This window comes from Desulfonauticus sp., assembly GCF_055126295.1.
The window spans coordinates 18763-41979 of the sequence record NZ_JBSRHE010000004.1 but is presented as its reverse complement, the minus strand read 5'-3'; the positions used below and the strand labels follow the sequence as shown (position 1 = coordinate 41979).

Below are 23217 nucleotides of genomic sequence, written 5' to 3'. Positions count from 1 at the left end.
TATACCTCTTTGGTTTATGCTTTTAGAAGAGATTTTCCAGATAGCTGGCCATCATTTCCTTTAAAATGCCAATTTCTTCTCTGGTGTGTTTTTCTGTACAGGCCACCAGCAAACACTTTTCCAAACCAGGATAATACCTGCCTACAGGAAAGCCAGGCACAAAACCTTTTTCTGTTAGATGGTTTATTAAATCATAGGCAGGAACTGGTAATTGCAGGGTAAACTCATTGGCAAAGGGAGCGTCGTTCAGTAAGCTTACCCCTGGAATGGAAGTGAGTTTCTGGGCGGCATAATGGGCATTTTCAATGGATACTTCTGCTGTTCTTTTCAGGCCTTCAGGTCCAAGCAAAGAGACATAAAGCAGGGACTGAAAGGCACAAAGGGCCTGGTTGGAACAAATATTGGAAGTCGCCTTTTCTCTGCGGATGTGTTGTTCTCTGGCTTGCAGGGTGAGTACAAAACCAGGATTTCCTTCTGTATCTGTGGTTTTTCCCACCACCCTTCCTGGCATCTGCCGAATGTGTTCCTTTCTGGTGGTCATAATGCCCAGATAAGGACCTCCAAAGGAAAGGGGTAAGCCCAGGGATTGCCCTTCAGCAACTGCTATGTCTGCTCCCATTTCTCCTGGAGTTTTTAACACACTTTGCATAAGCGCATATACAGAGATGATGTTCAGGACTTTCTTTTCTCTGGCCAGATTAAAAAGTTCAGTGAAGTCATTTATCTGCCCAAAGAAATTGGGGTTTTGAACAATGACACAGGCTGTATCTTCATCCAGAGCTTCAGCCAGGGCCTTTAGGTCGGTTTTTCCCTGCTGTTGAGGTACGGTAATGAGTTCTAAGTTTAGGTTGAGAGTATAGCATTTTAGCATCTGGCGATAAATGGGATTTACCCCTTCAGAAATAACAATTTTTTGGCGTTTGGTCAGGCGTAAGGCCATCATCATGGCTTCATAAAGGGCAGTGCCTCCGTCATATAGGGAGGCATTGGCAAAATCCATGTCCATAAGCCTGGCCATGGCTGTTTGATATTCAAAGATAGCCTGGAGAGTGCCCTGGGAAGCTTCTGCCTGATAAGGTGTATAGGCAGTATAAAATTCTGAGCGGCTGGTGATGGCTTTTATAGCTGCCGGGATGTAGTGGTCGTAAAAGCCAGCTCCCAAAAAGGTGGTCAGGTGAGTGTTATTTTTTTGAGCCAGGTTTTCCAGGTGGTTGATTACTTCCTGTTCAGATTTTCCAGCTGGCAGATTAAAGCTTTTGGGCCTTAGTTCTTGAGGAATATCAGCAAAAAGTTCTTCAATACTGTTGGCCCCAATAGTAGCCAGCATCTCTTTTACCTGTTCTTCAGTATAAGGGATATAAGGCATTTTCTTTACCTTCTTTGTTTTTTAGTGTTCTTCTTCAGCTACTAGCTGGGCATAAGCATCAGCATCCAAAAGGTTTTCCTTTCCACCAGTGATTTTTACTTTACACAGCCAGCCTTCACCATAGGGGTCTTCATTTATCTTTTCTGGAGCGTCTTCTAAGGCAGTATTTACTTCCAGTACCTCGCCATCTACTGGAGCGTAAAGTTCACTGGCAGCCTTAACAGATTCAATGCTGCCCATTTCTTCCCCTTGAGTTAAGCTTGCTCCCACTTCTGGAAGCTCTACAAAGGTGATATCTCCTAATTGTTCCTGGGCAAAGTGGGTAATGCCTATGATGCCTGTATCGCCTTCTATTTTTATCCATTCATGGGTTTTGGTATAGAGTAAATCTTTAGGAATCATTTTATCCTCCTTAAAATTTGAATTTACCAAGTATATCCTTTTCTTAAATAAAGGGCAATTGTAAAAAAGAGGGGATTTTTGAAGAGTACAGAGTAAAATTAAAAGCTAAAAAGGGATTAACTTTCTTCTTTTAGGGCTTGTTTGAATTTTTCTATAACTTCTGGAGAGACAGAGCGCAGGTGTAAATCCCTTTGGGGAAAAGGTATTTCCACTCCGTGCTCCTTGAATTTTTTAAATAGAGCAAAATAATAATCACTAACTATTCCTGAATGGGCTTTTCTAATCTTTTCTGCCCTGGTCCAGATTACTAGAGTAAAGTTTAGACTATTATCGCCAAAACTTTCAAATCTGACTCGTACAGGGTGGTCTTCATCTTCAGCGGTTAAAGGGCAGGTTTTGCCCACTTCTTCAGCTATTTTGGCTATTTTTTCCGGGTCTTCTTTATAGGATACCCCAAAGGGTATGTGGACTCTGCGCCAGTCATCACTATGGGTCCAGGTGTTGACCCTTTTGGAAATAAATTCTGAATTGGGCACAATAATTTCCTGTCCTTCATAGGTTCTAATTACAGTGGAGCGGATGTTTATCTTTTTAACTTCTCCTATGGTCTTATCTTCTAGTTCTACCAGGTCCCCAATTTTTATGGCACGCTCACCTAATAAAATTATGCCACTAATAAAATTATTGGCAATGGTTTGTAAGCCAAAACCTACACCAACACCCAAAGCTCCAATTAAAATGTTTAACTGGCTTATATCAATGCCAATGGTTGAAATGGTGCTCAAGATTAATAAAATCAGTAAAACATAATAGGTAAGAGTGGTTATGGAATTGGCCAGGGCAGGAGAAATTTTGGTATGACCTAAAAGCCAATTCAAAATTTTTTTTCTGCTAAAACGAATTAGCCAGAGCCCTAAGCCCAAAAGCAGAATGGCTTTTAAGAGGCTTAAGGTGGTAATTTCTCCATCTTTAAATTGGAGCAAAGGATAAGTTAGAAAGGCATTTATTTCTTGTAACATATTTTTAGGCTCTATTTTATTTTAGAGACCAGATAATTAGCTAATACTTTTTAGTTTGGCAATAACTTCTTCAATTATTTCTTTAGGCGTGGAAGCCCCTGCAGTAATGCCAATTTTTTTATACTTTTTTATTTCCTGTTCTAGAAGTTCCTCTTTGGTTTCAATGTGGATGTGAGAGGTCACCTGACTTACCAGCTTGGCCAATCTGCGGGTATTGCCACTCATTTTTCCACCTATCACAATCATTAATTCCACTTCTTTAGCGATTTTTAAGGCTTCTTGTTGCCTTTCTTCCGTGGCATTGCAGATGGTATTTAAGGTTTTAAACTGGATTTTTTTGTTTTTGAGATAGGACTGGATTTCCTCAAATTCATGCTGATCTTGAGTAGTCTGGGAGGCCAGCGTATAAGTGAGGCTGGTGTTTAGGGTTAAGCTTTTCAGTTCTTCTAGACTTTCAAAAAGCAAAACTTCATTTTGGGCATAGCTAATTAGTCCCTTTACTTCAGGGTGTTTTTTTTCTCCATACAAGAGCAGGGGGTTGGTCTGGGTGTTTTTGGCAATAAGGATTTGAGCCTTTTTGACCTTGGGGCAGGTAGCATCCACAATATTAATGTTTTTGTTTTTTAATTCTGCCTCTAAGTAGGCAGGTAAGCCATGTGCTCTAATGAGCACAGTATCTTCATCGGTTATCTCCTGGGGAGAAGAGATAATTTTTACTCCTTTTTGAGCATACTTATCCAGTACCTGAGGATTGTGGATAATGGGCCCTAAAGTAGCCAGCTTTTTACTTTGGGTTAGAGCCAGGTCCAGTTTTTTTAGGGCCAGATCTACTCCCAGACAAAAACCAGTTTTGGAGGCCAAAAGGATTTCTCTAGTCATGGTAGGCTCCTTGTTCTAGTAAAAAAGCTATTTCTTCTATTTCTTCCCAGGAGGAAATTTGAGTTAATTTATGGCGAATTTTTTTAGCTGCAGGCAGCTCTTTGACCATTTTGGGAAGGATGGTTCGCATTTTTAAAGCAGAAAGCCCGGGTTTAAGGGTTTGGTAATAGTGGACAAACTTTCTTAAAAGAAGGGCGATAATTTTGTTCTTTTCTCCAGGGGATTTTTTTTGTTTTAAGAGTTTAAATTCAGTAAAAATATAGGGATTACGCAGGGCTCCTCTGGCAAACATGATATTATCAATACCTGTTTCTTCCAGACAGCGCAGTCCATCTTGGGCTGTAAAGAGGTCCCCACTGCCAATTACTGTGAGTTCTGGAATAGTTTGTTTTAAAATTTTTAATTTTTGCCAGTCAGCCTGGCCGGAAAATTTTTGTCTGGCATAGCGGGGATGCAGGGTAAACCAGCCTATATTTAGTTTGGCTAAATCTTCAGCCAGCAAGAGATAGACATCTTGATTTAGCTCATAACCCAGACGGGTTTTTACGCCTAAGCGGGAAAAGGGGACTACTTCGCCCATGACTTTGACTAATTCTACAATTTGCTTGGGTTCTTTGAGTAAACTTGCACCTGCTCCGGTTTTAGTTACTTTTTTTACAGAGCAGCCACAATTTAAGTCAAAATAGGTAAAACCCATTTCTAGCAGTTTTTTAGTGGCCAGCAGTATGTTTTTGGGCTTTGCCCCAAAGATTTGTACAGCTAAAGGAGTGTCTTTTAGATTGGTTGCCAGGAGTTTATAGGTGCCAGGTGTATTATAAATAAGCCCGGTAGCACTGACCATTTCAGTAAAGGCAAAACTACACCCCATATCTCTACAAACCAGGCGAAAGGGCAGGTCAGAAAAGCCTGCCAGAGGTGCTAACCAGGGAGATTTAGTGGGCAGAGAGTCCTTCATGGGAAAATTAAATAATTTTTTCTATTCTTCCAGGTTTTAATTCTTTTAAAAGGATTTGGGGAGATAGGGATAGGATGACCAGGTCGATAAGTGTGCCTTCAGGATAAAAGGTAAATACCTTGGCTATTAACTTTAACCCTTCAACTTCCAGTAAGGCCTTTTCTTTAGTATAATATCTAATTATTCTTCCCTTTACTACCTCGCCTGGCTGGTGTTTTTCCTTAAACCTGGCCACTCTCTTCTTTTGCAGAGGCATATCCTTTTTTCTCTTTATAGATAAGATAAAGATTGCGGCTGTAGATAATCACTCCTGTAGCCTGCCCCAGAATAAAGACCGGGTCTTTGCGGTAAAGAGAATAGGCCAGAAGCATAATGCCACCTATAAGGCTAAAATACCAGAAATAAACCGGGATAATACTTTTTTTAGCTCGCTCGCTGGCAATCCATTGAACTATAAAACGAGCAGAAAACATAGCCTGGGCTAAAAAACCAATAATTAACCAAATCTTTTCAGCCATTATTTTTTTATTTCCTTTATTTGAGGTAATACCCTTCTTTTACGCATCCAAAGAACTCCAAAACTGTCAAAAAGACCTACCCAGAGACGATTGTTAATAGTGTACTTGGTTTGTCCTTTGGTGCGAGGACGATGATTTACAGGTATTTCTACAATTTTTTCAAAACCTTGTAAGCGAATTAAAGTGGGGAGAAAACGGTGCATTCCCTTAAACAAAAAAATGTTCTGCACACATTCCTTGCGCATGGCCCTTAGGGAACACCCCACATCTCTAATTTTGTCTTTGGTAATGAAGTTGCGAAAGCCATTGGCTATTTTTGAGGCGATTTTTCGTAAAATACTATCCTGTCGTTTTGCTCTATAGCCATTTACCACATGGGCCTGGTGCTCTTCCAGAAAACTTACCAAACGAGGTATATCTTTGGGGTCATTTTGGCCATCTCCATCCAGAGTAACCAGAATTTGCCCCTGCGCTACCTTAAAACCAGTGTACATGGCTGCAGATTGGCCATAATTTTGGTCTAAATCCACAAACCAATGATTGGCCTTTTCCTGGGTAAGCTGGATTAACTTTTCCCTGCTTCTGTCTGTGGAGCCATCATTTATCCAGATGCACTCCCAGGGCTGACTAAAGTCTTTGAGGGCTGCATTTACTTCGTTGGCTAAAATAGGGATATTATCTTCTTCATCTTTGATGGGGATGATTATGCTTAAATAGACATTATTTTTGGTGTTCAAGGATTAATTCTACCTCCTCTTGAGTTAAACCAAAATTTTTGGCTAAACTTTCGATACTTTCACCAGCTTTATGGCCCATGATAATTACTTGCCTTAAGAAAAGAGGAGAATTGGTAAACTTTTCTGCCTGTAAAATCAACCTTCTTAATTCCTCGCTGCGGGCAGAGAGCTTTTCCTCTAACTTTAGTAATTCTTCCTGGCGTAAGGCAAAGCTTTCCACCAGTTCTTTTTCTAACTGGCTGCTAAAGGAGAGCTTTTGAATAAAATCTTCCTGTTTTTGCTGGAGTTCTTTGAGAAATTTTTCTGATTTTTTAAGGCGTAAAAAGAAAAATATGACCAGAATTAAAAGAATTACTTCCAGAAAGGAAAGTATAAGCAAGATAAATTCCCATTTGTTCATAAACTAGACCTGGAGATCTATGATCTGTCCTTTGTCTTTAAGTTCAGGCAGCTTGGATTTTTTTTCTTTCTGGGAAGAGGTAAAGTTGGGAGTATGGGCAGAGTCTTTTTCCTTGTCTGGAGATACCTTGCTTTGGGCCTTAGCCTTTTCAGTTTGAAAAATTTTATTTTTGGCTTCTTCTTGTTTTTGTACAACTACATCAGCCAGGATGTTTTGACTGCCCTGGGGCCCATTTTGAGCCTGATGTTGCAGGTGTTGTAAATGGGGAAGCTGAGAAAATAGAACAGGCAAATCAATAGGGGTAACCATCTTTAACTCACTATGTACTTTTCTATTAAAACCTTTTGGAGTTGTCCGTTGTTTAAATATTGATTAACTACATTTAAAATATCTTTTTTTACTTTTTCCAGGTTTTTAGGATTCTGGAGAAAGCTAAGTTCTTTATTGTTTAAATAATAGTAAATAGCATCTCTCAGGATTATTTTTTTCCTTTTGGCTTCCCACACCAATCTGCCATCAGTGGAAGCAAAACTGAGTTTTATTTCCAGAAAATGAGGGTTCTTTTGGTTATCTGTCAGTTCTACAATAAAACCATCCAGTTCTACCAGTTGTTCTTCTGGTGGTGGCGGAGCTTTGGGCTTTGCTTCTTCTTTTTTTTCTACTTTTTTAGGCGGAGGCGGGGGAGGTGTTGCTTTTTCTTTACTTAATAAGAAGTAACTTCCTCCTCCTATGCCTAAAATTAAAAGGATTCCTCCTATCAAAAACCATTTATTTTTCCAAAAAGGCTTTGCCTTTTCTTCTGCCTGCTCTACATCTTCAACTGGCTTATCTTCTTTTTCAGGTTTTTTTTCCTCTGTTTTCTCCTCTTCTTTCTCTTCTTGTAAAAAAGGAGCGTCATCTAAATCTAACTCTACTTTCTCTCCTTGGGTTTCAGTACTACTGTCTATGTCTTCTAATTCATCTAGGTCCAGCTCTACTTTTTCTTCTGGCGAATCTTGTTTTTTTTCTAAGATTTCTTCATCTAAGTTATCAGGCATATTTATCTATTTTCAAAAATTTTATCTATTTTTTGTTGTAAGGTTTCAGCGGTAAAGGGTTTTACGATATAGTTGGAAACCTTGGCCTGAACTGCTTCAATAATATTTTCCTGCTGAGCTTCTGCTGTGACCATTAAAAAGGGAAGATCAGCAAATTCTTCACTGGCGCGTACCTTTCTTAAAAGCTCAATTCCAGTCATTTTAGGCATATTCCAGTCACTAATAACAAAATCAATTTTGTCTTTATTAAGGATATCCCAGGCAGTAGTGCCGTCATCTGCCTCTACTATATTGTTGAAGCCCAGTTGTCGAAGAATGTTTTTTATGATTCTGCGCATGGTAGAAAAGTCATCTACGATTAAAATCCGCATATTTTTGTTAACAGCCATGTTTTCCTCCTCAAGGTTGTTCAAATCGTTCTTTAAATTTTTTCTTTAGCTTTTGTAAAGCCTGAGCGTGCAATTGGGAAACTCTTCCTTCTGTGATTTCTAAAATATTGGCAACTTCTTTCATAGTCAACTCTTCTACATAGTAGAGGGAAAGGACCAGTTGCTCTTTTTTAGTCAATTCTTTGATGAGTTTGGCAATTTTGTCAACCAGGTCCTGGTTAATGACTTTTTCTTGAGGTTGATAGGTAAGTTCCTCTGGGGTGCTTAAGTTTTGCTGAATAGCATCTAAGCTAATTAAAATCTGATTTTGCAAGGCTACAAGCAGTTGTTCTATTTCATCTGGTTTAAAGCCTGTTTCTTCTTCTATTTTTTTTCTGGCTTCCTCTGAATTTAGATTGAGATTGTTTTGATTTTGTAGAATATGTTCTATTTTTTTTATTTTAGAGCGCATATTGCGGGAAAGCCAGTCCATTTTCCTTAACTCATCTAGCATAGCTCCTCGAATACGGTTTTCTGCATAAGTCTCAAAAAGAATTTCTTGATGAGGGTCAAAATTTTTTAAGGCCTCTAATAAACCTAGAGTACCAGCACTGATCAATTCTTCTAATTCCACATGATGGGGAAGTTTGCTCTTAAGACGCAGGGCTATTATTTTTACTTTTGGAGCATATTTTTTGACTAAAGATTCTTGCTCTCTTAAAGAGAGTTGAGAAAACTTTCGTGGAGCTACACTGGTTTGCCAGGGATTAGCCTTCCTGAAAGAGGAGTTTTTTCCAGAAGAATTTAATGTTTCCATCAATTACTCTTTTTTTAGGCCAATTGTAGATAGCAGTAGCTATGTTTTTTAACTGCCGACTGCTATTTAAGGTTTTATTTAAATAAAAAGGCTCCTGATTTTGTACATGTTTTTTTATCTTTGCTTCCAAAGGAATTATGCCCAAAAGATTTAGAGAAATACTTCCTAAGAATTTTTCGCAGGCCAGGTATAATTTTTTAAAGGCTTCTTTACCATCTTTTTCACTTTTGGCCATATTTACAATTACTTCAAAGCTATTTACCTGGTGATGATTTTTTAGCACCTTAATTAAGGCATAGGCATCAGTTAAAGAAGTGGGTTCTGGAGTTAAAATAATGATTCTTTTTTCAACTGCCAGGTTAAAATAAATAACATGGTCGTGAAGTCCTGCTCCAGTGTCCACAATAAGATAGTCCACTTTTTTTTCTAAAGGGTCAAAGGCTTCTAAAAGTTCTAGTTTTTGTCCCTGGCTTAGTTTGGTGATTTCTGGTACCCCTGAGGCTGCAGGCAGAATGGAAAAGCCAAACTCTGTGGGATAAATTATTTCTTCTATTTCTTTTTCTCCACTTAAAAGATGGGCCAGGTTAAAGGGAGGATTTAGTCCCAAAAGCACATCTACGTTGCCTAAGCCCAGGTCTCCATCCAGGAGAAGCACTCTTTGGTTTAGTTCAGCCAGAGCACAGGCCAGATTTACAGAAATGTTGGTCTTGCCTACTCCACCTTTACCTGAAGTAACAGATATGACTAAAGGAGAAAAACTCATTTTTTACCTTCCTTAAAATTCCCTTTTGAATAAGTAGCGTAAAATTTTCCCTGCATCTGCTTTAAAAAAACTGTTTTTTAGATGAGCCCCATAACTGACCAGAGAGATGGGAATGGGGTAGTCAAAGCTAAAATTTAACATGCTACCCAAGTTACAGGCTTCATCTACTCTTGTCCAGATAATACTGGAGATATGCTTACTGCCTACTTGATTCAAAAAAGAGCGTAGATAATTTTCCTGATAGACAGGGCTTAACACCAGATGTAAGTGGGCTAAAGTTTTTATTTTTTCAAAAAAATTCTTTAAGTCAAGAGAGTTATGGGGTAAGTCTAAAAAGATAAAATCATAGGACTCGTGTTTAGAAGAAGGCAGTTCTTCTAAACTACAGGGTTGAAAATCCAGGTCAATTAACTGGGCGTAGTGTTCTAAAAGTAGTTTTCCTTCCAGAGAGCTGTTAGGTGGATAGGCAAGGAGTATTTTTTTATTTTTTCTTTTTAAAGCCAGCACGCTTTTAAGTAAAGAAGAGGTTTGGCCACTGCCTGGGGGGCCTAAAAAGAGATGATATTTTTTATCCAGAAAGTGTTCTGGCCAGGGTTTTACCTTTAAGTGGTTTTTTAAGAGAGTTAAAAGAGAATGTCCCTGGTTCAGTTGCAGGCTTAATTGGAGAAGAATGTTTTTTTTCACGCCTTGTTTTTCTAAGTAGTTTAAGGCTTGTAGATACTTGGAGGGAACTTTTAACTGTTCTTCTGGTTTTAAGACCGTAAGTAAGGAGTCCCTGAAGCTTTCCCACTCTGAGTAAAATTGTTGAAGCAGGTCTAAGTCAGGAGTTTTACTGGCTGTCCTGGCTGCAGGAGTCTCTAGGGCAGCCACCACTTCATAACGAGAGGAGCCATTTTGTCCAATACATTCACTACTTAAAATAACTGCTTCCGGCCCCATTTCTTTTTTGATTTGGGCCATAATTTGGGAAAGATTTTTGCCTTGAAAGGTTTTAACTTGCATGGTCCAATCTCACTTGAGCTATGGTTTCCAGTTGAATTTCTGGTGGAATTTCTGCCTGGGAAATTACCGGCAAGTTGGGAATAAAACGCACACAAATTTGTGCCAGATGGGGTCTTAGAGGAGGAGAGACCAAAAGCACTGGTTGACCATCTTTAACTATGGCCTTTTCCAGGGTCTTGATAATCTTTTGAATAATTTGATGAGCCAGGTGGGGGTCCATGGTTAAAAAGGCCCCAGTATCGGTTTGTTTGATATTTTCTTGAAACAGGGATTCTATTTCCTGATCCAGAAGGATAATGGGTAGAGTATTGTCTTTGGCCAAGTAGGGACTGACAATGTTTCTGGCCATATGTTGGCGCACATATTCTGTAAGCTGAACCGGGTCTTTGGTTTGTTGACCATAGTCAGCCAGGGTTTCCACTATGGTCAGCATGTCTCTTATGGAGACGCCTTCTTTGACCAGGTTTTGCAGGACTTTTTGCACCACACCCAGGGACAGGATATTGGGTATCAAATCTTCCACAGCTTTGGGAGCGCGTTGAGCCAGGGTATCCAGAAGGTTTTGCACTTCCTGGCGTCCCAGGAACTCATGTAAATGTCTCTTAAAAAGTTGAGTTAGATGAGTGGTTATAACTGTAGCAGGGTCAACTACGGTATAGCCAGCCAAGAGTGCTTCTTCTTTTCTGTTTTTGGGTATCCATAGGGCTGGCATTTGAAAGGCAGGCTCCACTGTTTCTATGCCTTTAATGCGGTGTTTTATATCTCCAGGGTCAATGGCCAAGTAGTGGTCAATTAAGATTTCTCCTCGCCCAATTTCATTGCCTTTTAAGAGCACTCTATATTCACCTGGCTTTAACTCTAAATTGTCTTTTAGATGCATGGAAGGAATAACCACTCCCATATCCAGAGCAAATTGACGCCTTAAGGCCCTGATGCGGGTAAGTAAGTTCCCGTTTTGCTCTTCATCTACCAGAGGAATGAGTCCATATCCTACCTCTAAAGCCAAGGTATCCAGAGGTAAAAGAGCAGATACCTCTTCTGGAGTGTCCAGAGAGGTTGCCTGGCTTTTACTTTTCTTTTTACTTTGACTTTCTAAAAGGGCCTTTTGCTTGTTGGCTATGGTGGAAAGCATAAACAAAACAGAAGCTAAAAGGAGAAAAGCAAAAGTGGGCATGCCTGGAACTAAACCAAAGAGAAGCAAGATGCCACTGACCAGCTTTAAGGCCCTGGGATGCATGGTGAGCTGGCCTAAGAATTCTTCACCTAACTGGGCTTCAGCTGCTGCTCTACTGACAATAATACCTGCAGAAGTGGAGATAATAAGAGAAGGAATCGTGGAGACCAACCCATCTCCAATGGTTAAAAGGGTATAGGTTTGGGCAGCTTCCATCCAGTTCATTCCCTTTTGCAGAACTCCAATAAAAAAACCACCTATGATGTTGATAAGGGTAATGAGCATTCCTGCTTTTACATCTCCAGAGACAAACTTGCCTGCACCATCCATGGCACCGTAAAAGTCAGCCTCTTTCCGAATGGCTTCCCTTTGTTGTCTGGCTTCTTCTTCGTCAATAATGCCTGCATTTAAGTCAGCTTCAATGGCCATTTGTTTACCAGGCATGGCATCTAAGGTGAATCTGGCAGCAACCTCGGCAATACGGGTTGTACCTGTGGTAATAACCATTTTATTTAAGGCAAAGAGGATGAGAAAAATAACTATGCCAATAACGTAATTTCCACCTACTACAAAGTTGCCAAAGGTCTGGATGACCTTGCCTGCAGCCACAGTTCCCTGGTCGCCATTAAGTAAAATTAGTCTGGTAGAAGCAACATTTAAGGCCAGTCGCATGAGGGTGGTTATTAAAAGTAGAGAAGGGAAAATGGAAAATTCCAGAGGAGTTTTCATAAACATGGTGGTAACTAATACCACCAGGGAAAAGGAGATATTAAAGGCCAGCATTACATCTAAAAAAATAGTGGGCAGGGGAATAAGCATGACAAAGAGAATTATTACTACTCCAGCAGCTAGTAAGAAGTCTCCTTGTCTGGAAAAGCGAGAATAGTCTATGTTGAGGGTAGGTGTTTTTATTGCCATTTTTTTGACTTAAGGCTTTATTTCCTTTTGCGATATTTATAGAGCTGGGCCAAGACAGCTGCTACAGCTCGGTAAAGTTCTTCAGGGATCATCTCCCCAATTTCTACACTTTTATACAAAGCCCATGCCAAAGGCTTATTTTCTTTGATGGGCACATTATGTTTACGGGCCACTTCCTTGATTTTTTCTGCCACCTTGTTTGCTCCTTTGGCCAGGACAATGGGAGCAGGGGCTTTAAGGGGATTGTAGGCCAAAGCCACAGCAATATGGGTGGGGTTGGTAATAACCACGTCTGCTTTGGGTACTTCCTGTAGCATGCGCTGTTGCATGACCTTAAGCATTTTTCGTTTTTGTTTGCTTTTTATCTGTGGGTCACCTTCAGCCTGTTTGCGTTCATCTTTTACTTCTTCCTTGGTCATTTTTAGATTTTCCTCATAATCCCAGCGGGTGTAAATGAGGTCAGCCACTCCAATAAGGAGCATGGGGACCAGGGCATACCCAGTGACCTTAAAGCCTGTGTTTAAAATATAAGCAGCAATATCAGATACTGAAGCGTAAAAAAGAGGCAAAATATTTTCTGTTAATTCGCTTTTTAAAACCAGATAGGGAGCAAGACCTACAAAAAAGGCCTGTAAAACACTTTTAGTTAAATTGATTAAGGTTTGGATGTTGACAAAAATTTTCTTTAATCCTTGAATAATATTAAAATTTTTAAATTTAGGAGTAAGGGGCTTGGTGGTCCAGAGTGAACCCACCTGGGCTCTGGTTACAAGTAAAGAGATGAGAAAAACAAAAAACATTATGGGTAAGACCATAAGGCCAATTTGTTTGGAGGAATATAGGAAGATGTGATATACGTTTTCCCTGGTTAATTCTAAAGAAAAACTTTGCCTTAAAAAATAAAGGTAGGTTTCTCGTATATTCTTATCTAGAAATTCAATTAAAAATCTTAAGATGAGCACCCCAGCCAAAATGGATACCGCTTTGCCCAATTCTGTACTGCGCGGGACATTACCTTCATCTCTGGCTTTTTTTCTGCGTTTCGGGGTTGCTTTTTCCGTACGAGAAGGATCTTTTTGAGGCATTTTAGATTCCCTTTAGAATGTAGAAAAAATATTTACCTAAATCACTTAAAAATCCCTGCATGTAGAGAACCATAAATTCAAAGATAAAAGCTAAAAAGATAAAGCCAACAGCGATTTTCAAGGGAAAGCCTACAAAAAGTACGTTCATTTGAGGAGCTGCTCTGGAAATAAGGGCCAGGGCCAGATCTACCAGGAAAAGGGCAGCCATTACCGGCGCCGCAATTTTGATGGCAAGGACAAAAATTTGACTGGAAAAGATGAGAATGTTGTCTACTAACTCAGGTGCTAAAAAAATACTTCCAGGAGGAACCAGTTTGAAACTGTCAGCAAGCCCTTTAAGTAACATAAGATGCCCATTTAAACTTAAAAAGGTGAGGATAGAAACCATATAGAGGAAATGGGCAGTTACAGCTTCAGATACGCCAGTAACTGGATCCACCACATTGATCATGGCAAAACCCATTTGAAAGCCAATAAGTTGTCCTCCTGTTTGAATGGCAGCAAATAGGAAACGCACAGCCAGCCCCAGGGTGAGTCCTAAAATGCTCTCACCTAATAAAATTAGAAAAATATCAAAGGGATGTGCAGGAAAGTAAGTGCCTGGGAATTTAAGGTAGGGCCAGAGGAAAAAACTTAAGATAAGGGCAATTAAGGCTTTGACCCTAGCGGGAATGGTCCCTGCACCAAAAAAGGGTAGAAAAAAGATGATAATACTTACCCTAAAAAGGGTAAGTAAGAAACTGAAAAAAATTTGAGAATTAAAGTTGAAAAGGTCCACATTTAGGAATTAGCAAAATGTGGACCAGTGGTTTTAATTTAAAATATAACGCAAGGGATTTACAGGTACTCCGTTTAGGCGTACTTCGTAGTGAAGATGAGGACCAGTGGAACGGCCAGTATTACCCATATAGGCTATAATCTCTCCTCGTTTAACCTTTTCTCCATTTTTTATAACTATCTTTAATAAGTGGGCATAACGGGTGGTGATGCCATTGCCGTGATCCAGTACTAAGGACAATCCATAGGCACCATTTTTACCTGTAAAAATGGCTACACCTTCAGCAGGAGCAATAATCGGCGTACCTTCTGGTCCAGATATATCTAAACCTTTGTGGAACTCTCTTTGCCCGGTAAAAGGAGAAATACGATAGCCAAATTCTGAAGAAATCCAGCCCTGAGTGGGCCAGATAGAAGGAGTGCTGGCCAAAATTTGTTGTTTATCCTGCACCAATTCTAAAAGTTCTTTTTGCCGAATGCTTTCCAGTTTGCTTTGAGTGGATAGTTGCTCCAAGAAGTTGTGCATTTTACGAGCCAGGGCTTCCTGTCTATAGGCAGGTATATGGTCAAAGGTAAAAGAACTTTCTGGAGTTCCTCCTATGGCTTGCATCATGTTGCCGTCATTTTCCACATTCATCATTACTCTTAGTTTTCTATCCAGTTCGCTCATGCGAATTACATCTGCTTCTAATTTTTTTATTTTTTGAGCCAGATTAAGCAACTGGACATTTTGTTTTTCCAGTTTGGCCACTGTTTGAGCATAGCGTTTTTGGAGGTAAAAGTAATTAAGGGAGCGATAGGCAAAATAGACATTAAGGCTTAGGGCAGCAATAATAAGAAAACTTAAAAAGAAAGCACTTCTTTTACTTATGCAGATTTTTTTACTTAAACCTTGAGAGCTTTTAAAAATTAGAATTTCATATTTGGATTTAAACATGGCTTTGACCTTATTTTTTAGTTTATAGACAAGTAGTTATTAAAAGTCAACTTGCCACCGCCTTATACCCTGGACAATATTTTTGTAAAGTCTAGAATTAGGGGCAATTTGGGCGATTAAATCCTGGTAATAAGTCCGTTTGGTGTTGTTGGCTGAAGGACAGTCATTTTTCCATACAGGAAGAGACCAGCGTTTAGCTGCTTCAACAATGGTTTTTTTGTCCACAGCTAAAAGGGGTCTTATAACTATTAACTTTCCCTGAAAAAAGGGTTCTTTGGGAGAAAGTCCATCTACTCTTCCATTTTGAATCAGGTTCATGAAAAAATTGGTGGTTAAGTCATCCAGAGTATGTCCAAAGGCCAGATGAGTAAGATTATATTGAGCACAGAGCTCAAATAAACGCTTTCTTCTCTGCCAGGCACACAAAAAACAGGGGGATTTTTTTTGGTTTTTATCTGAATGAGCTTGCAGGCCAAAGTCTCCTATTTCTACATGGGCAGGGACTGGATTGGTTTTTAACCACTGTAAAAGGGGCTCGTGGCTCCTGGAATTAAAGCCAGGGTTTAAATGTAAAATCATCAGGTCAAAGGAAAAGGGAACGATTTTTTGGCGCAAGATAAGGGTTTGAACCAGGGTCCAGGAATCTACACCACCAGACAGGGCTATACCTATTTTGGCCCCGGGAAAAAGCATTTTCTGGCTTTGCATAAGCTTTCCACACAGTCCCAGGACCCTTTTTTGGGAATAGTGAAGTTTGCGTAATCGGCTCATAGTACTTACTTAAAAGGTTACAACTAAAAAAGAGTTATCTATCCGTCAAGTAATCTTCTTGACAAGTAAGAATCTGAATTTATAGTTGTTTTTTAATCATATTTATTTTCAGTTCCTCTTAACCCCAATTCCAACTTTCCAAGGAGCAGATGCATGCTGGAAGTGAGAAATGTCAATCTTTTCTACAACAAATACCAGGTCCTTTTTGATTTAAATTTTAAACTGGAACAGGGAGAAATTTTGGGATTTTTAGGCCCTAATGGAGCTGGTAAATCCAGCACCATGCGGATTTTAACAGGTTATCTAACTCCCTCTTCAGGAAGTGTACGTTTTCTGGGCAAAGAAGTAAGTAAGTCTCCCCTTTTTTTACGGGAAAACCTGGGTTATCTGCCAGAGACCAATCCTCTTTATCTGGAGCTACGCGTTAGAGAGTACTTGAAATGGGTAGCAGAGCTAAAACAGGCGGCTGAGCCTCAAAAAGAAGTGGATAGGGTTATGGAACGCTGTGGCTTAAAAGAGGTGGAGAAAAAACTTATTCGTCACTTGAGTAAAGGCTATCGCCAGCGAGTAGGATTGGCCCAGGCTTTAATAGGAAATCCCAAGTTGATTATCCTGGATGAACCTACAGTAGGTTTAGACCCTACCCAGGTAAGAGAAATTAGAGAGTTGATTCGAGAACTGGGAAAAGAAAAGACCATTTTATTAAGTACGCATATTTTGTCTGAAGTAGAACTTATTTGCAAACGGGTCATTATCATTAACCAGGGAAGGATTTTAACTGAAGCTAGCTTAGAAGACCTGATTAAAGAAGGTACAGAAAGGTACTTTTTAAGTCTGGAGAGTTCTTCTTATAAAAGTGAACTAAGGGCAGATTTAGAAAAGGTCGTAAGAATAACTGCAGAAGATAGAACAGAAAAGGAAGTTCATTTGGAGTTTAAGGCCCAAAATAAAGAAGATATAAGGTTTGTAGTGGCTGACTTGGTGGCCAGTTATGGAGGTAAGGTCTTAGAATTTAGGCCCAAACGTTCCAGCTTGGAAGAAATATTTGTTAATCTTGTTTATAAGGGAGAGCAGAAATGAGAGCACTAACTTTGGCGAAAAAGGATTTAATTATTTTGTTTCGTTCTCCACTGGCTTATATTATTTTAAGTTCTTTTCTTTTTTTAAGTGGCTATTTTTTTGTTAGTTTGGTCAGTCAGTACCAGCTTTTTAGTTTACAGGCTATGCAACTTTCAGGCATAGAAAATTTTACTCCCCAGGAATGGATTATTCGTCCTTATCTCCAAAACTCAGGCATTATTTTACTTTTCTTTATTCCTTTAATTACCATGCGTTCTTTTAGTGAAGAGAAAAAGTTAGGTACATTTGAGTTGCTTTTAAGTTATCCAGTAAAGGAATGGGAAGTGGTTGTGGCCAAGTTCTTTAGTGTGGCAGTGTTTTTATTGCTGGCCCTAGTTTTAAGTGCTTGTGGACCTTTGTTGTTATTTATTTATTCTGAGCCAGAGGTTTTAAGTACTTTGAGTGGTTATTTGGGCTTGTTTTTACTTAGTTGTAGCTTTGTAGCTTTGGGCTTATTTTTATCTTCTTTAACTGAGAATCAAATCGTGGCTGCATCCTTGAGTTTTGGAGCTTTACTTATTTTATGGCTTTTGGCCTGGATTAAGGATGTATTGCCTAAAACCTATCAAAGCTGGATAGAAGGCCTTTCTTTGCTTTCCCATTTTGAGTCCTTTGCCAAAGGAGTTCTTACTGGAGTGGATTTGATTTACTTTTTTTCTTTTATTGTGGCCTTTCTGGGATTAACTTTTCTAAGCATAGAAAACCAGAGGTGGAGAGCTTAAGATGAAGATGAAAAATAAAGGTCAATTACTATTAACTGTTTTGCTTGGACTTTTTATATTGGTAGGTATCAATGTTTTAGTAAAAAAAATAGATTGGCAAATGGATTTAACCAAAAATAAACGCTATTCCTTAAGTAAGTCCAGTCAAGATTTGCTAAAAAGTATAAAAGAAAAGGTGGATGTACTTTGTTTTTATCGACCAGGAGAGAGAGGTAAAAAACAACTAGAAGATCTTTTGCGTTTATATGCTAAAGAAAATAAACTTTTTAATTATGAATTTATAGACCCGGATAGAGCACCTGGACTGGCCAAAGAATATGAAATACATCAATCTGGAGAGGTAATTGTAAAGTTTAAAAATAAAAAGGAGAAGTTATTTTTACCCGATGAAGAAAAGCTAAGCAATGCTTTAATGCGATTAAGTAGTGAAGAAAAGGGTAAGATATATATAGTAAGTGGACATGGAGAAGCCAGCTTGTTTGCTGGAGGTGATAGAAGTTTAAGCAAGCTTAAAAAGATTTTAAATGAGCAGGGACTTAAGGTAGAGGAAATAAGTTTGGTAAAGGCTGGTAAGGTACCGGAAGATGCCTTAACTTTGCTTATTGTAGGAGCAAAAAAGGATTTTCTGGAATCAGAACTTTCCATACTTAAGGAGTATCTGGATCAGGGTGGTAGACTGCTGGTAGCCCTTATGGCTGAAGAGAAAAACAATCTCTGGGGTTGGCTGGAAAGTGAGCTGGGAGTACAACTTAAACAGGGATTTGTTTTAGACCCGGTAGGTAAGCTGGTTTTAGGAAGTTTTATGGCTGCAGTGGGGCAGGATTATCCCTATCATCCCATTACTGAGGATTTTAATTTTATGACTGTATTTCCCACTGCTTTAGCTTTGGAAATAAAGGCAGGCAAGGGCAAGGCCTCTCCTTTGATTAAAAGCAGTGAAGGCGCCTGGCTGGAAACAGATTTAAAGCGCCTTAAAAAAGGTGAAGCTCAGTTTGATGAGGGGCAGGATGTACGAGGTCCTTTAAACCTGGCAGTGTGGTTTGAGGAAAAGGATAAAAAGGATAGAAAAAAAGAAACTCGCATCCTTGTTTTTGGAGATGATGATTGGCTTACTGATAAATATGTGGAGTTGGGAGGAAATAAAGAACTTTTAAGCAAAGGGTTAAGCTGGTTACGTTCCAGAGAAAAGCTCCTTTCTTTGTCTAAGCCTAAGGTAGCCAATTCCTTTTTGTTTTTAAGTCAAGGGGAAAAGTTAACTATTACTGTGGTGCCCTTGCTGGTTTTACCACTATTGTGTTTGCTTTTGGCAGGATTGGTTGCTCTAAGAAGACGCTCTTAGGGAGGAGTTATGAAACGCATCTTGTGGTTATCAGGCATAGCTCTTGGCTTGTGGTTGGGGATTTACTTATGGCCTCACGTAGATAGCTCTAAAGAAGAACAGATTCAGTGGCCTAATCTGGTTTCTTTAAATATTAACCGTATTATTTTTAAAGATTTTTCTTTACTTAATCAGACTGGAAAGTGGAAAGTTAGGGTAAAAGAGCAGGATTTTCCAGCCAATAAAGAGGAAGTAGAGAGTTTACTTAGATTTATTAGCCAAAATAAACCCAAGCGGGTTTTGGATAAAATAAATAGCGATAAATGGTCTCAATTTGGCTTAAACAAGGACAATAGTTTGGTAATTGAAGCTGAAGAAAAACAAATCCAACTTATCCTGGGAGGAGAAAATCCCAGCCAGGATGGAGTCTATGCCCTGAGTAATATTTTGCCCAATACCTTGCTTCTTTTGCCCTTTGATTATGAGCAAGAATTGAAAAAGAACCCTAAGGATTTTTATCAGTTAGCTATTTTTTCCTTTGCTGATGAAGACCTCAAAAAAGTTCAAATAGAAAAAAAGGGTCAGCCCTATCTAGTTTTGAAAAAAGGAGAAAAGGAAGATTTTCAATTTCTTTACCCTGAAGAGTATAAAAAAGAAAAGGTTAATTCCTCTGAAGCCACTAGTTTATTCTTTAATTTAGCTACCCTAAAAGCCCAGGACTTACTTTATGTGGACCCAAAAAATTTGAGCCCACCTCTTTATACCTATACCCTGGAATTAAAAAATTTAACTTCTCTTTCTTTGCAAATCTATTCCTATGAGGATTCTAACTATCTATTAAAATTAGATAAAAATCCCTGGTATTATTTACTTGACCAGGCAGGCTTAAATGGGATAAATAAAAAACCTTTTTTGTTGAAGGATAGGCACTTTTTGAATTTTGTCCAAGAAGACGTGAAGAGAATAGAGCTTGCTTCTCCAGAAAAAAGTTTGGATATTGTTTATAAGGACAGGGAAAAGGTGTGGAAGGTGGTTGGTTCTGGAGAAGAATTTAGTGGAGCCAGTCTTTATCTTTGGGAACTGCAGGATTTAGAATATTTAGACATTACTGGTAAACTTCCATCTGATTTATCTGTTGTTTTAAGTCTTACCCTTAAAAACAAGATGAACAAAGACTTAGTAGATGTAGAATTCTTTTCCACCAAAGATAAAGATAAGTTTTGGGTAAAAATTGCTGAAGATAGATATTATTTGGTGCAGACCGATTTGGTGAAAAATTTAACTTCTAAATTAAAAGAAAATTAACAGGGAGAGGTTTTAAATGGCTAGAATTACTGTAGATGATTGTTTAAAAAAGGTGAATAATCGTTTTTTGCTTATTCATATGGCTATCAAGAGAATAAAGCAATATAAAGAAGGTTATAAGCCTCTGGTAGAAAGTAAGAATAAAGAAGTGGTTACAGCATTGAGAGAGATTGCTGCGGGAAAGGTTTTGGTTGCTGAAGAAGGAAATCAGGATAACTAGTTTTGGCTATGAGTAAAAGAGATTATTACGAAATTTTGGGTGTATCCAGAGATGCTACAGAGGAAGAAATAAAACGAGCCTATCGCAAACTTGCTTTTAAATATCATCCAGATCGCAACCCTGACGACCCTGAAGCTGAAGCCAAGTTTAAGGAAGCTGCTGAAGCCTATGAGGTTTTGCGAGACCCTGAAAAGAGAGCCCAGTATGACCGCTTTGGGCATGCTGGAGTAAACGGCTCTGGTTTTGAGGGGTTTAGCAGTGCAGAGGATATTTTTAGCACCTTTAGTGATATTTTTGCTGAGTTTTTTGGATTTGGCGGTGGAAGCGGTTCTCGGGCAAGGCCTGGGGCTGACTTGCGTTATAATTTAAAGATTTCTTTTCGAGAAGCAGCCAAGGGTACAGAAGTAGAAATCAAAATCCCCAAACGGGATAGGTGTGATAGATGTTCTGGCAGTGGAGCAGAGCCTGGTTCTTCTGTGGAGACCTGTAGACAGTGTGGAGGTAGAGGACAGGTTTATCGTTCCCAGGGTTTTTTTAGGGTATCCATGCCCTGTCCCATGTGTAATGGTCGAGGAGAGGTTATTGCTAATCCCTGTAAGCGTTGTAAAGGCCAGGGAGTTGTGCATGTAAATAAAAAGATTCAGGTGCGCGTGCCTGCAGGTGTGGATAATGGGACCAGACTTAGGATTAGAGGAGAAGGCGAACCTGGAGAATTTGGAGGCCCTCCAGGAGACCTTTATGTGGTAATTTATGTGGAAGAAGACGAAGTTTTTAGAAGGCAGGGACAGGACTTAATTATTCAGCAGGAAATCAGTTTTGTGCAAGCTGCGTTGGGTTGTAAAATAGAAGTCCCAACTTTAGATGACCCCATAGAGTTGCAAATTCCCAAGGGAACCCAGTCTGGTAAGGTGCTGAAGATAAGAGGAATGGGCTTGCCCGCCTTAAACAGTGCCTATCGAGGTGACTTGTTGGTAGAAGTCATTGTAAAAACGCCAACTGATTTAACCAAGAGACAGGTAGAGTTGTTAAAAGAATTTGAGGCCATAGAAAAAGAAAAAAAGAAAAGTAGAGTAAAAAATATTTTTCGCAAGGTCATGGGTGAATAAAATGGGCTTTTCCCATCTAGATGAGCAAGGTCAGATAAAGATGGTCAATGTGGGAGAAAAACAGGACTCCAGAAGAATAGCCATTGCCGAAGGTTTTATACGCTTAAATGCTAAGACCTTAAGGCTGTTAAAAGAAAAGGCCCTGCCCAAGGGGGATGTGCTTACTACCGCCAAGATAGCTGGGATTATGGCTGCCAAGAAAACAGCAGAGCTTATTCCCCTTTGTCATCCTTTAAAGCTTACTTTTGTGGATGTGAGTTTTGAAGTACTCGAAGAAGAGCAAAGAATTAGGATAGAAAGTAAAGTGGAAACAACAGATAAGACTGGAGTAGAAATGGAAGCCTTGGTTGCTGTCAATGTAGCCATGCTTACTATTTACGATATGTGTAAGGCTGTGCAAAAGGATATTATTTTAGAAAAGAGCAGGCTCTTATACAAAGAGGGGGGTAAGAGCGGTATTTTTAAAGCAGATTAATTTTTACTTTTAATCCTGCCATACTTCTTCTTCCAGTTCAGCACTCCATTTAAAGTTTTTTAGATCAAACCAGGTTCCACCTAAGTATTTATCTCCTAACCAGGCCACACTTTGAAACTTGTTTTTGCGCATTTTTTCTAGAGTTTCTTTAAGTTCTTGTTTTAAATCTTCTTTAATGGTGATTTCTTTGCTGATTACCTCTGCCTCGCATTGGGTCATGACTTCTAAAATTATTTTCTTATTCTCTTTACCAGACAAGTCTTACTTTTACTCCTTGATTATGCATATATTTTTTAATCTCTGGAATAGACCATTCTCCATAGTGAACAATAGAAGCAATGAGAGCTGCAGAAGCTTTTCCTTTACTTACTGCCTCTACCATGTGCTCAGGATGACCTGCCCCTCCAGAGGCTATGACTGGGATACGGACATTTTCAGCAATGAGCCTGGTTAAGGTCAGTTCATATCCTTCTTTGGTACCGTCAGCATCAATGGAATTAAGGCAGATTTCACCTGCTCCCAGTTTTTCCACTTCCTGGGCCCACCAGAGGGCATCAATCCCCATGGGCTTTCTGCCGCCGTGTATGACCACCTCATACCCTGAAGGTATTTGCGAAGATACAGGGACCTTTAAAACATCCATGCCTACCACTATACACTGCGAGCCAAAGGCTTCAGCACCTTCACTAATGAGGGAAGGATTTTTCACTGCTGCAGAGTTAATGGAAATTTTTTCTGCTCCTGCCAGAAGAACTGCTCGCATATCTTCTATAGAGGAGATTCCCCCTCCTACCGAAAAGGGGATAAAAATTTGAGCAGCTACCTTTTCCACCACCTTGAGCATGATGGACCTGCCTTCATGGGAGGCAGTTATATCGTAAAAAACTATTTCATCTGCTCCTTGTTCATAATAGATTTTGGCAGTTTCTACAGGGTCGCCAATGTCCACATTGTCTTTAAACTTTATTCCCTTGGTGAGTTTTCCATCTCTCACATCCAGACAGGGGATTATTCTTTTACTAAGCAT

29 protein-coding genes are annotated in these 23217 nt (G+C 39.4%); 7 read left to right on the top strand and 22 right to left on the bottom strand.

Going from position 1 to position 23217, the window contains the following annotated elements:
* Window positions 1–22 precede the first annotated feature (22 nt).
* The 20 genes from gcvPA to ACTCIM_RS03590 form a co-directional block, all read right to left on the bottom strand.
* Window positions 23–1366, bottom strand: a complete 1344-nt coding sequence (gene gcvPA / locus ACTCIM_RS03685) for an aminomethyl-transferring glycine dehydrogenase subunit GcvPA (RefSeq protein WP_464279431.1) — start codon at window positions 1364–1366, stop codon at window positions 23–25.
* A 21-nt stretch (window positions 1367–1387) separates the two neighbouring features.
* Window positions 1388–1768: a glycine cleavage system protein GcvH gene (gene gcvH, locus ACTCIM_RS03680; RefSeq protein WP_464279432.1), complete on the bottom strand. Its 381-nt coding sequence runs from the start codon at window positions 1766–1768 to the stop codon at window positions 1388–1390.
* Window positions 1769–1884: 116 nt separating this feature from the next.
* The gene (locus ACTCIM_RS03675) at window positions 1885–2787 is read right to left on the bottom strand and encodes a mechanosensitive ion channel family protein (protein WP_464279433.1); all 903 of its coding nucleotides are present in this window, start codon (window positions 2785–2787) and stop codon (window positions 1885–1887) included.
* A gap of 36 nt (window positions 2788–2823) precedes the next feature.
* Window positions 2824–3666, bottom strand: coding sequence for a 4-hydroxy-3-methylbut-2-enyl diphosphate reductase (gene ispH / locus ACTCIM_RS03670; RefSeq protein ID WP_472313894.1), 843 nt, complete (start codon window positions 3664–3666; stop codon window positions 2824–2826).
* Window positions 3659–4621: a tRNA dihydrouridine synthase gene (locus ACTCIM_RS03665; RefSeq protein ID WP_464279434.1), complete on the bottom strand. Its 963-nt coding sequence runs from the start codon at window positions 4619–4621 to the stop codon at window positions 3659–3661. The genes ispH and ACTCIM_RS03665 overlap by 8 nt, the downstream gene beginning before the upstream one ends.
* A gap of 7 nt (window positions 4622–4628) precedes the next feature.
* Window positions 4629–4877: a hypothetical protein gene (locus ACTCIM_RS03660; protein ID WP_029968376.1), complete on the bottom strand. Its 249-nt coding sequence runs from the start codon at window positions 4875–4877 to the stop codon at window positions 4629–4631.
* Entirely contained in the window at window positions 4843–5139 is a 297-nt protein-coding gene (locus ACTCIM_RS03655; protein ID WP_464279436.1) for a lipid-A-disaccharide synthase N-terminal domain-containing protein, read from the bottom strand. The genes ACTCIM_RS03660 and ACTCIM_RS03655 overlap by 35 nt, the downstream gene beginning before the upstream one ends.
* A complete protein-coding gene (locus ACTCIM_RS03650) occupies window positions 5139–5876 on the bottom strand; it encodes a glycosyltransferase family 2 protein (protein ID WP_464279437.1) in 738 nt (245 codons plus the stop codon). The genes ACTCIM_RS03655 and ACTCIM_RS03650 overlap by 1 nt, the downstream gene beginning before the upstream one ends.
* A complete protein-coding gene (locus ACTCIM_RS03645) occupies window positions 5860–6276 on the bottom strand; it encodes a hypothetical protein (RefSeq protein WP_029968382.1) in 417 nt (138 codons plus the stop codon). Before ACTCIM_RS03645 ends, ACTCIM_RS03650 begins: the two co-directional genes overlap by 17 nt.
* A 3-nt stretch (window positions 6277–6279) precedes the next feature.
* A complete protein-coding gene (locus ACTCIM_RS03640) occupies window positions 6280–6585 on the bottom strand; it encodes a hypothetical protein (protein WP_472313891.1) in 306 nt (101 codons plus the stop codon).
* 2 nt (window positions 6586–6587) lie between these two features.
* Window positions 6588–7313, bottom strand: a complete 726-nt coding sequence (locus ACTCIM_RS03635; RefSeq protein WP_472313890.1) for a flagellar basal body-associated FliL family protein — start codon at window positions 7311–7313, stop codon at window positions 6588–6590.
* A gap of 2 nt (window positions 7314–7315) precedes the next feature.
* Window positions 7316–7702 carry a chemotaxis response regulator CheY gene (locus tag ACTCIM_RS03630; RefSeq protein WP_464279440.1) on the bottom strand — a complete coding sequence of 129 codons (387 nt, stop codon included), beginning with the start codon at window positions 7700–7702 and terminating at the stop codon, window positions 7316–7318.
* 10 nt (window positions 7703–7712) lie between these two features.
* Window positions 7713–8498: a FliA/WhiG family RNA polymerase sigma factor gene (locus ACTCIM_RS03625; protein ID WP_464279441.1), complete on the bottom strand. Its 786-nt coding sequence runs from the start codon at window positions 8496–8498 to the stop codon at window positions 7713–7715.
* Window positions 8449–9261: a MinD/ParA family protein gene (locus ACTCIM_RS03620; RefSeq protein WP_029968398.1), complete on the bottom strand. Its 813-nt coding sequence runs from the start codon at window positions 9259–9261 to the stop codon at window positions 8449–8451. The genes ACTCIM_RS03625 and ACTCIM_RS03620 overlap by 50 nt, the downstream gene beginning before the upstream one ends.
* Before the next feature lie 12 nt (window positions 9262–9273).
* Window positions 9274–10263, bottom strand: a complete 990-nt coding sequence (locus tag ACTCIM_RS03615) for a flagellar biosynthesis protein FlhF (protein ID WP_029968400.1) — start codon at window positions 10261–10263, stop codon at window positions 9274–9276.
* Complete coding sequence (gene flhA / locus ACTCIM_RS03610; RefSeq protein ID WP_464279443.1) at window positions 10253–12355, bottom strand: flagellar biosynthesis protein FlhA; 2103 nt, start codon at window positions 12353–12355, stop codon at window positions 10253–10255. Before flhA ends, ACTCIM_RS03615 begins: the two co-directional genes overlap by 11 nt.
* 17 nt (window positions 12356–12372) lie before the next feature.
* Window positions 12373–13440, bottom strand: a complete 1068-nt coding sequence (flhB, locus tag ACTCIM_RS03605; RefSeq protein ID WP_464279444.1) for a flagellar biosynthesis protein FlhB — start codon at window positions 13438–13440, stop codon at window positions 12373–12375.
* 1 nt (window position 13441) lies between these two features.
* Window positions 13442–14218, bottom strand: coding sequence for a flagellar biosynthetic protein FliR (gene fliR, locus ACTCIM_RS03600; protein ID WP_464279445.1), 777 nt, complete (start codon window positions 14216–14218; stop codon window positions 13442–13444).
* A gap of 33 nt (window positions 14219–14251) precedes the next feature.
* Window positions 14252–15154, bottom strand: a complete 903-nt coding sequence (locus tag ACTCIM_RS03595; RefSeq protein WP_464279446.1) for a M23 family metallopeptidase — start codon at window positions 15152–15154, stop codon at window positions 14252–14254.
* Between the two features lie 39 nt (window positions 15155–15193).
* Entirely contained in the window at window positions 15194–15925 is a 732-nt protein-coding gene (locus ACTCIM_RS03590) for a tRNA lysidine(34) synthetase (protein WP_464279447.1), read from the bottom strand.
* 153 nt (window positions 15926–16078) lie between these two features.
* Between ACTCIM_RS03590 and ACTCIM_RS03585 the strand changes: the two genes are divergently transcribed.
* Genes ACTCIM_RS03585 through moaC form a run of 7 tightly spaced genes read left to right on the top strand, consistent with a single transcriptional unit; the run spans window position 16079 to window position 22190 of the window.
* Window positions 16079–17005: an ABC transporter ATP-binding protein gene (locus ACTCIM_RS03585; protein ID WP_464279448.1), complete on the top strand. Its 927-nt coding sequence runs from the start codon at window positions 16079–16081 to the stop codon at window positions 17003–17005.
* On the top strand, window positions 17002–17766 hold the full coding sequence (locus ACTCIM_RS03580) for an ABC transporter permease subunit (RefSeq protein ID WP_464279449.1): 765 nt from the start codon (window positions 17002–17004) through the stop codon (window positions 17764–17766). The genes ACTCIM_RS03585 and ACTCIM_RS03580 overlap by 4 nt, the downstream gene beginning before the upstream one ends.
* A 1-nt stretch (window position 17767) precedes the next feature.
* Window positions 17768–19105, top strand: a complete 1338-nt coding sequence (locus ACTCIM_RS03575; protein WP_464279450.1) for a GldG family protein — start codon at window positions 17768–17770, stop codon at window positions 19103–19105.
* Between the two features lie 9 nt (window positions 19106–19114).
* A complete protein-coding gene (locus tag ACTCIM_RS03570) occupies window positions 19115–20389 on the top strand; it encodes a DUF4340 domain-containing protein (RefSeq protein ID WP_472313887.1) in 1275 nt (424 codons plus the stop codon).
* A 16-nt stretch (window positions 20390–20405) separates the two neighbouring features.
* Complete coding sequence (rpoZ, locus tag ACTCIM_RS03565) at window positions 20406–20609, top strand: DNA-directed RNA polymerase subunit omega (RefSeq protein WP_029968427.1); 204 nt, start codon at window positions 20406–20408, stop codon at window positions 20607–20609.
* Between the two features lie 8 nt (window positions 20610–20617).
* Window positions 20618–21715 carry a molecular chaperone DnaJ gene (gene dnaJ / locus ACTCIM_RS03560; protein WP_029968429.1) on the top strand — a complete coding sequence of 366 codons (1098 nt, stop codon included), beginning with the start codon at window positions 20618–20620 and terminating at the stop codon, window positions 21713–21715.
* Between the two features lies 1 nt (window position 21716).
* Entirely contained in the window at window positions 21717–22190 is a 474-nt protein-coding gene (gene moaC, locus ACTCIM_RS03555) for a cyclic pyranopterin monophosphate synthase MoaC (protein ID WP_464279453.1), read from the top strand.
* 9 nt (window positions 22191–22199) lie between these two features.
* On the opposite strand, the gene ACTCIM_RS03550 is transcribed toward moaC, so the two are convergent.
* On the bottom strand, window positions 22200–22448 hold the full coding sequence (locus ACTCIM_RS03550; protein ID WP_029968433.1) for a hypothetical protein: 249 nt from the start codon (window positions 22446–22448) through the stop codon (window positions 22200–22202).
* Entirely contained in the window at window positions 22438–23217 is a 780-nt protein-coding gene (hisF, locus tag ACTCIM_RS03545; protein ID WP_464279454.1) for an imidazole glycerol phosphate synthase subunit HisF, read from the bottom strand. Before hisF ends, ACTCIM_RS03550 begins: the two co-directional genes overlap by 11 nt.

Coding starts and splice junctions, on each gene's coding strand:
- gcvPA (WP_464279431.1), bottom strand. CDS start 1,366: ATGCCTTATATCCCTTATACTGAAGAACAGGTAAAAGAGATGCTGGCT.
- gcvH (WP_464279432.1), bottom strand. CDS start 1,768: ATGATTCCTAAAGATTTACTCTATACCAAAACCCATGAATGGATAAAA.
- ACTCIM_RS03675 (WP_464279433.1), bottom strand. CDS start 2,787: ATGTTACAAGAAATAAATGCCTTTCTAACTTATCCTTTGCTCCAATTT.
- ispH (WP_472313894.1), bottom strand. CDS start 3,666: ATGACTAGAGAAATCCTTTTGGCCTCCAAAACTGGTTTTTGTCTGGGA.
- ACTCIM_RS03665 (WP_464279434.1), bottom strand. CDS start 4,621: ATGAAGGACTCTCTGCCCACTAAATCTCCCTGGTTAGCACCTCTGGCA.
- ACTCIM_RS03660 (WP_029968376.1), bottom strand. CDS start 4,877: ATGCCTCTGCAAAAGAAGAGAGTGGCCAGGTTTAAGGAAAAACACCAG.
- ACTCIM_RS03655 (WP_464279436.1), bottom strand. CDS start 5,139: ATGGCTGAAAAGATTTGGTTAATTATTGGTTTTTTAGCCCAGGCTATG.
- ACTCIM_RS03645 (WP_029968382.1), bottom strand. CDS start 6,276: ATGAACAAATGGGAATTTATCTTGCTTATACTTTCCTTTCTGGAAGTA.
- ACTCIM_RS03640 (WP_472313891.1), bottom strand. CDS start 6,585: ATGGTTACCCCTATTGATTTGCCTGTTCTATTTTCTCAGCTTCCCCAT.
- ACTCIM_RS03635 (WP_472313890.1), bottom strand. CDS start 7,313: ATGCCTGATAACTTAGATGAAGAAATCTTAGAAAAAAAACAAGATTCG.
- ACTCIM_RS03630 (WP_464279440.1), bottom strand. CDS start 7,702: ATGGCTGTTAACAAAAATATGCGGATTTTAATCGTAGATGACTTTTCT.
- ACTCIM_RS03625 (WP_464279441.1), bottom strand. CDS start 8,498: ATGGAAACATTAAATTCTTCTGGAAAAAACTCCTCTTTCAGGAAGGCT.
- ACTCIM_RS03620 (WP_029968398.1), bottom strand. CDS start 9,261: ATGAGTTTTTCTCCTTTAGTCATATCTGTTACTTCAGGTAAAGGTGGA.
- ACTCIM_RS03615 (WP_029968400.1), bottom strand. CDS start 10,263: ATGCAAGTTAAAACCTTTCAAGGCAAAAATCTTTCCCAAATTATGGCC.
- flhA (WP_464279443.1), bottom strand. CDS start 12,355: ATGGCAATAAAAACACCTACCCTCAACATAGACTATTCTCGCTTTTCC.
- flhB (WP_464279444.1), bottom strand. CDS start 13,440: ATGCCTCAAAAAGATCCTTCTCGTACGGAAAAAGCAACCCCGAAACGC.
- ACTCIM_RS03595 (WP_464279446.1), bottom strand. CDS start 15,154: ATGTTTAAATCCAAATATGAAATTCTAATTTTTAAAAGCTCTCAAGGT.
- ACTCIM_RS03590 (WP_464279447.1), bottom strand. CDS start 15,925: ATGAGCCGATTACGCAAACTTCACTATTCCCAAAAAAGGGTCCTGGGA.
- ACTCIM_RS03585 (WP_464279448.1), top strand. CDS start 16,079: ATGCTGGAAGTGAGAAATGTCAATCTTTTCTACAACAAATACCAGGTC.
- ACTCIM_RS03580 (WP_464279449.1), top strand. CDS start 17,002: ATGAGAGCACTAACTTTGGCGAAAAAGGATTTAATTATTTTGTTTCGT.
- ACTCIM_RS03575 (WP_464279450.1), top strand. CDS start 17,768: ATGAAGATGAAAAATAAAGGTCAATTACTATTAACTGTTTTGCTTGGA.
- ACTCIM_RS03570 (WP_472313887.1), top strand. CDS start 19,115: ATGAAACGCATCTTGTGGTTATCAGGCATAGCTCTTGGCTTGTGGTTG.
- rpoZ (WP_029968427.1), top strand. CDS start 20,406: ATGGCTAGAATTACTGTAGATGATTGTTTAAAAAAGGTGAATAATCGT.
- dnaJ (WP_029968429.1), top strand. CDS start 20,618: ATGAGTAAAAGAGATTATTACGAAATTTTGGGTGTATCCAGAGATGCT.
- moaC (WP_464279453.1), top strand. CDS start 21,717: ATGGGCTTTTCCCATCTAGATGAGCAAGGTCAGATAAAGATGGTCAAT.
- hisF (WP_464279454.1), bottom strand. CDS start 23,217: ATGCTTAGTAAAAGAATAATCCCCTGTCTGGATGTGAGAGATGGAAAA.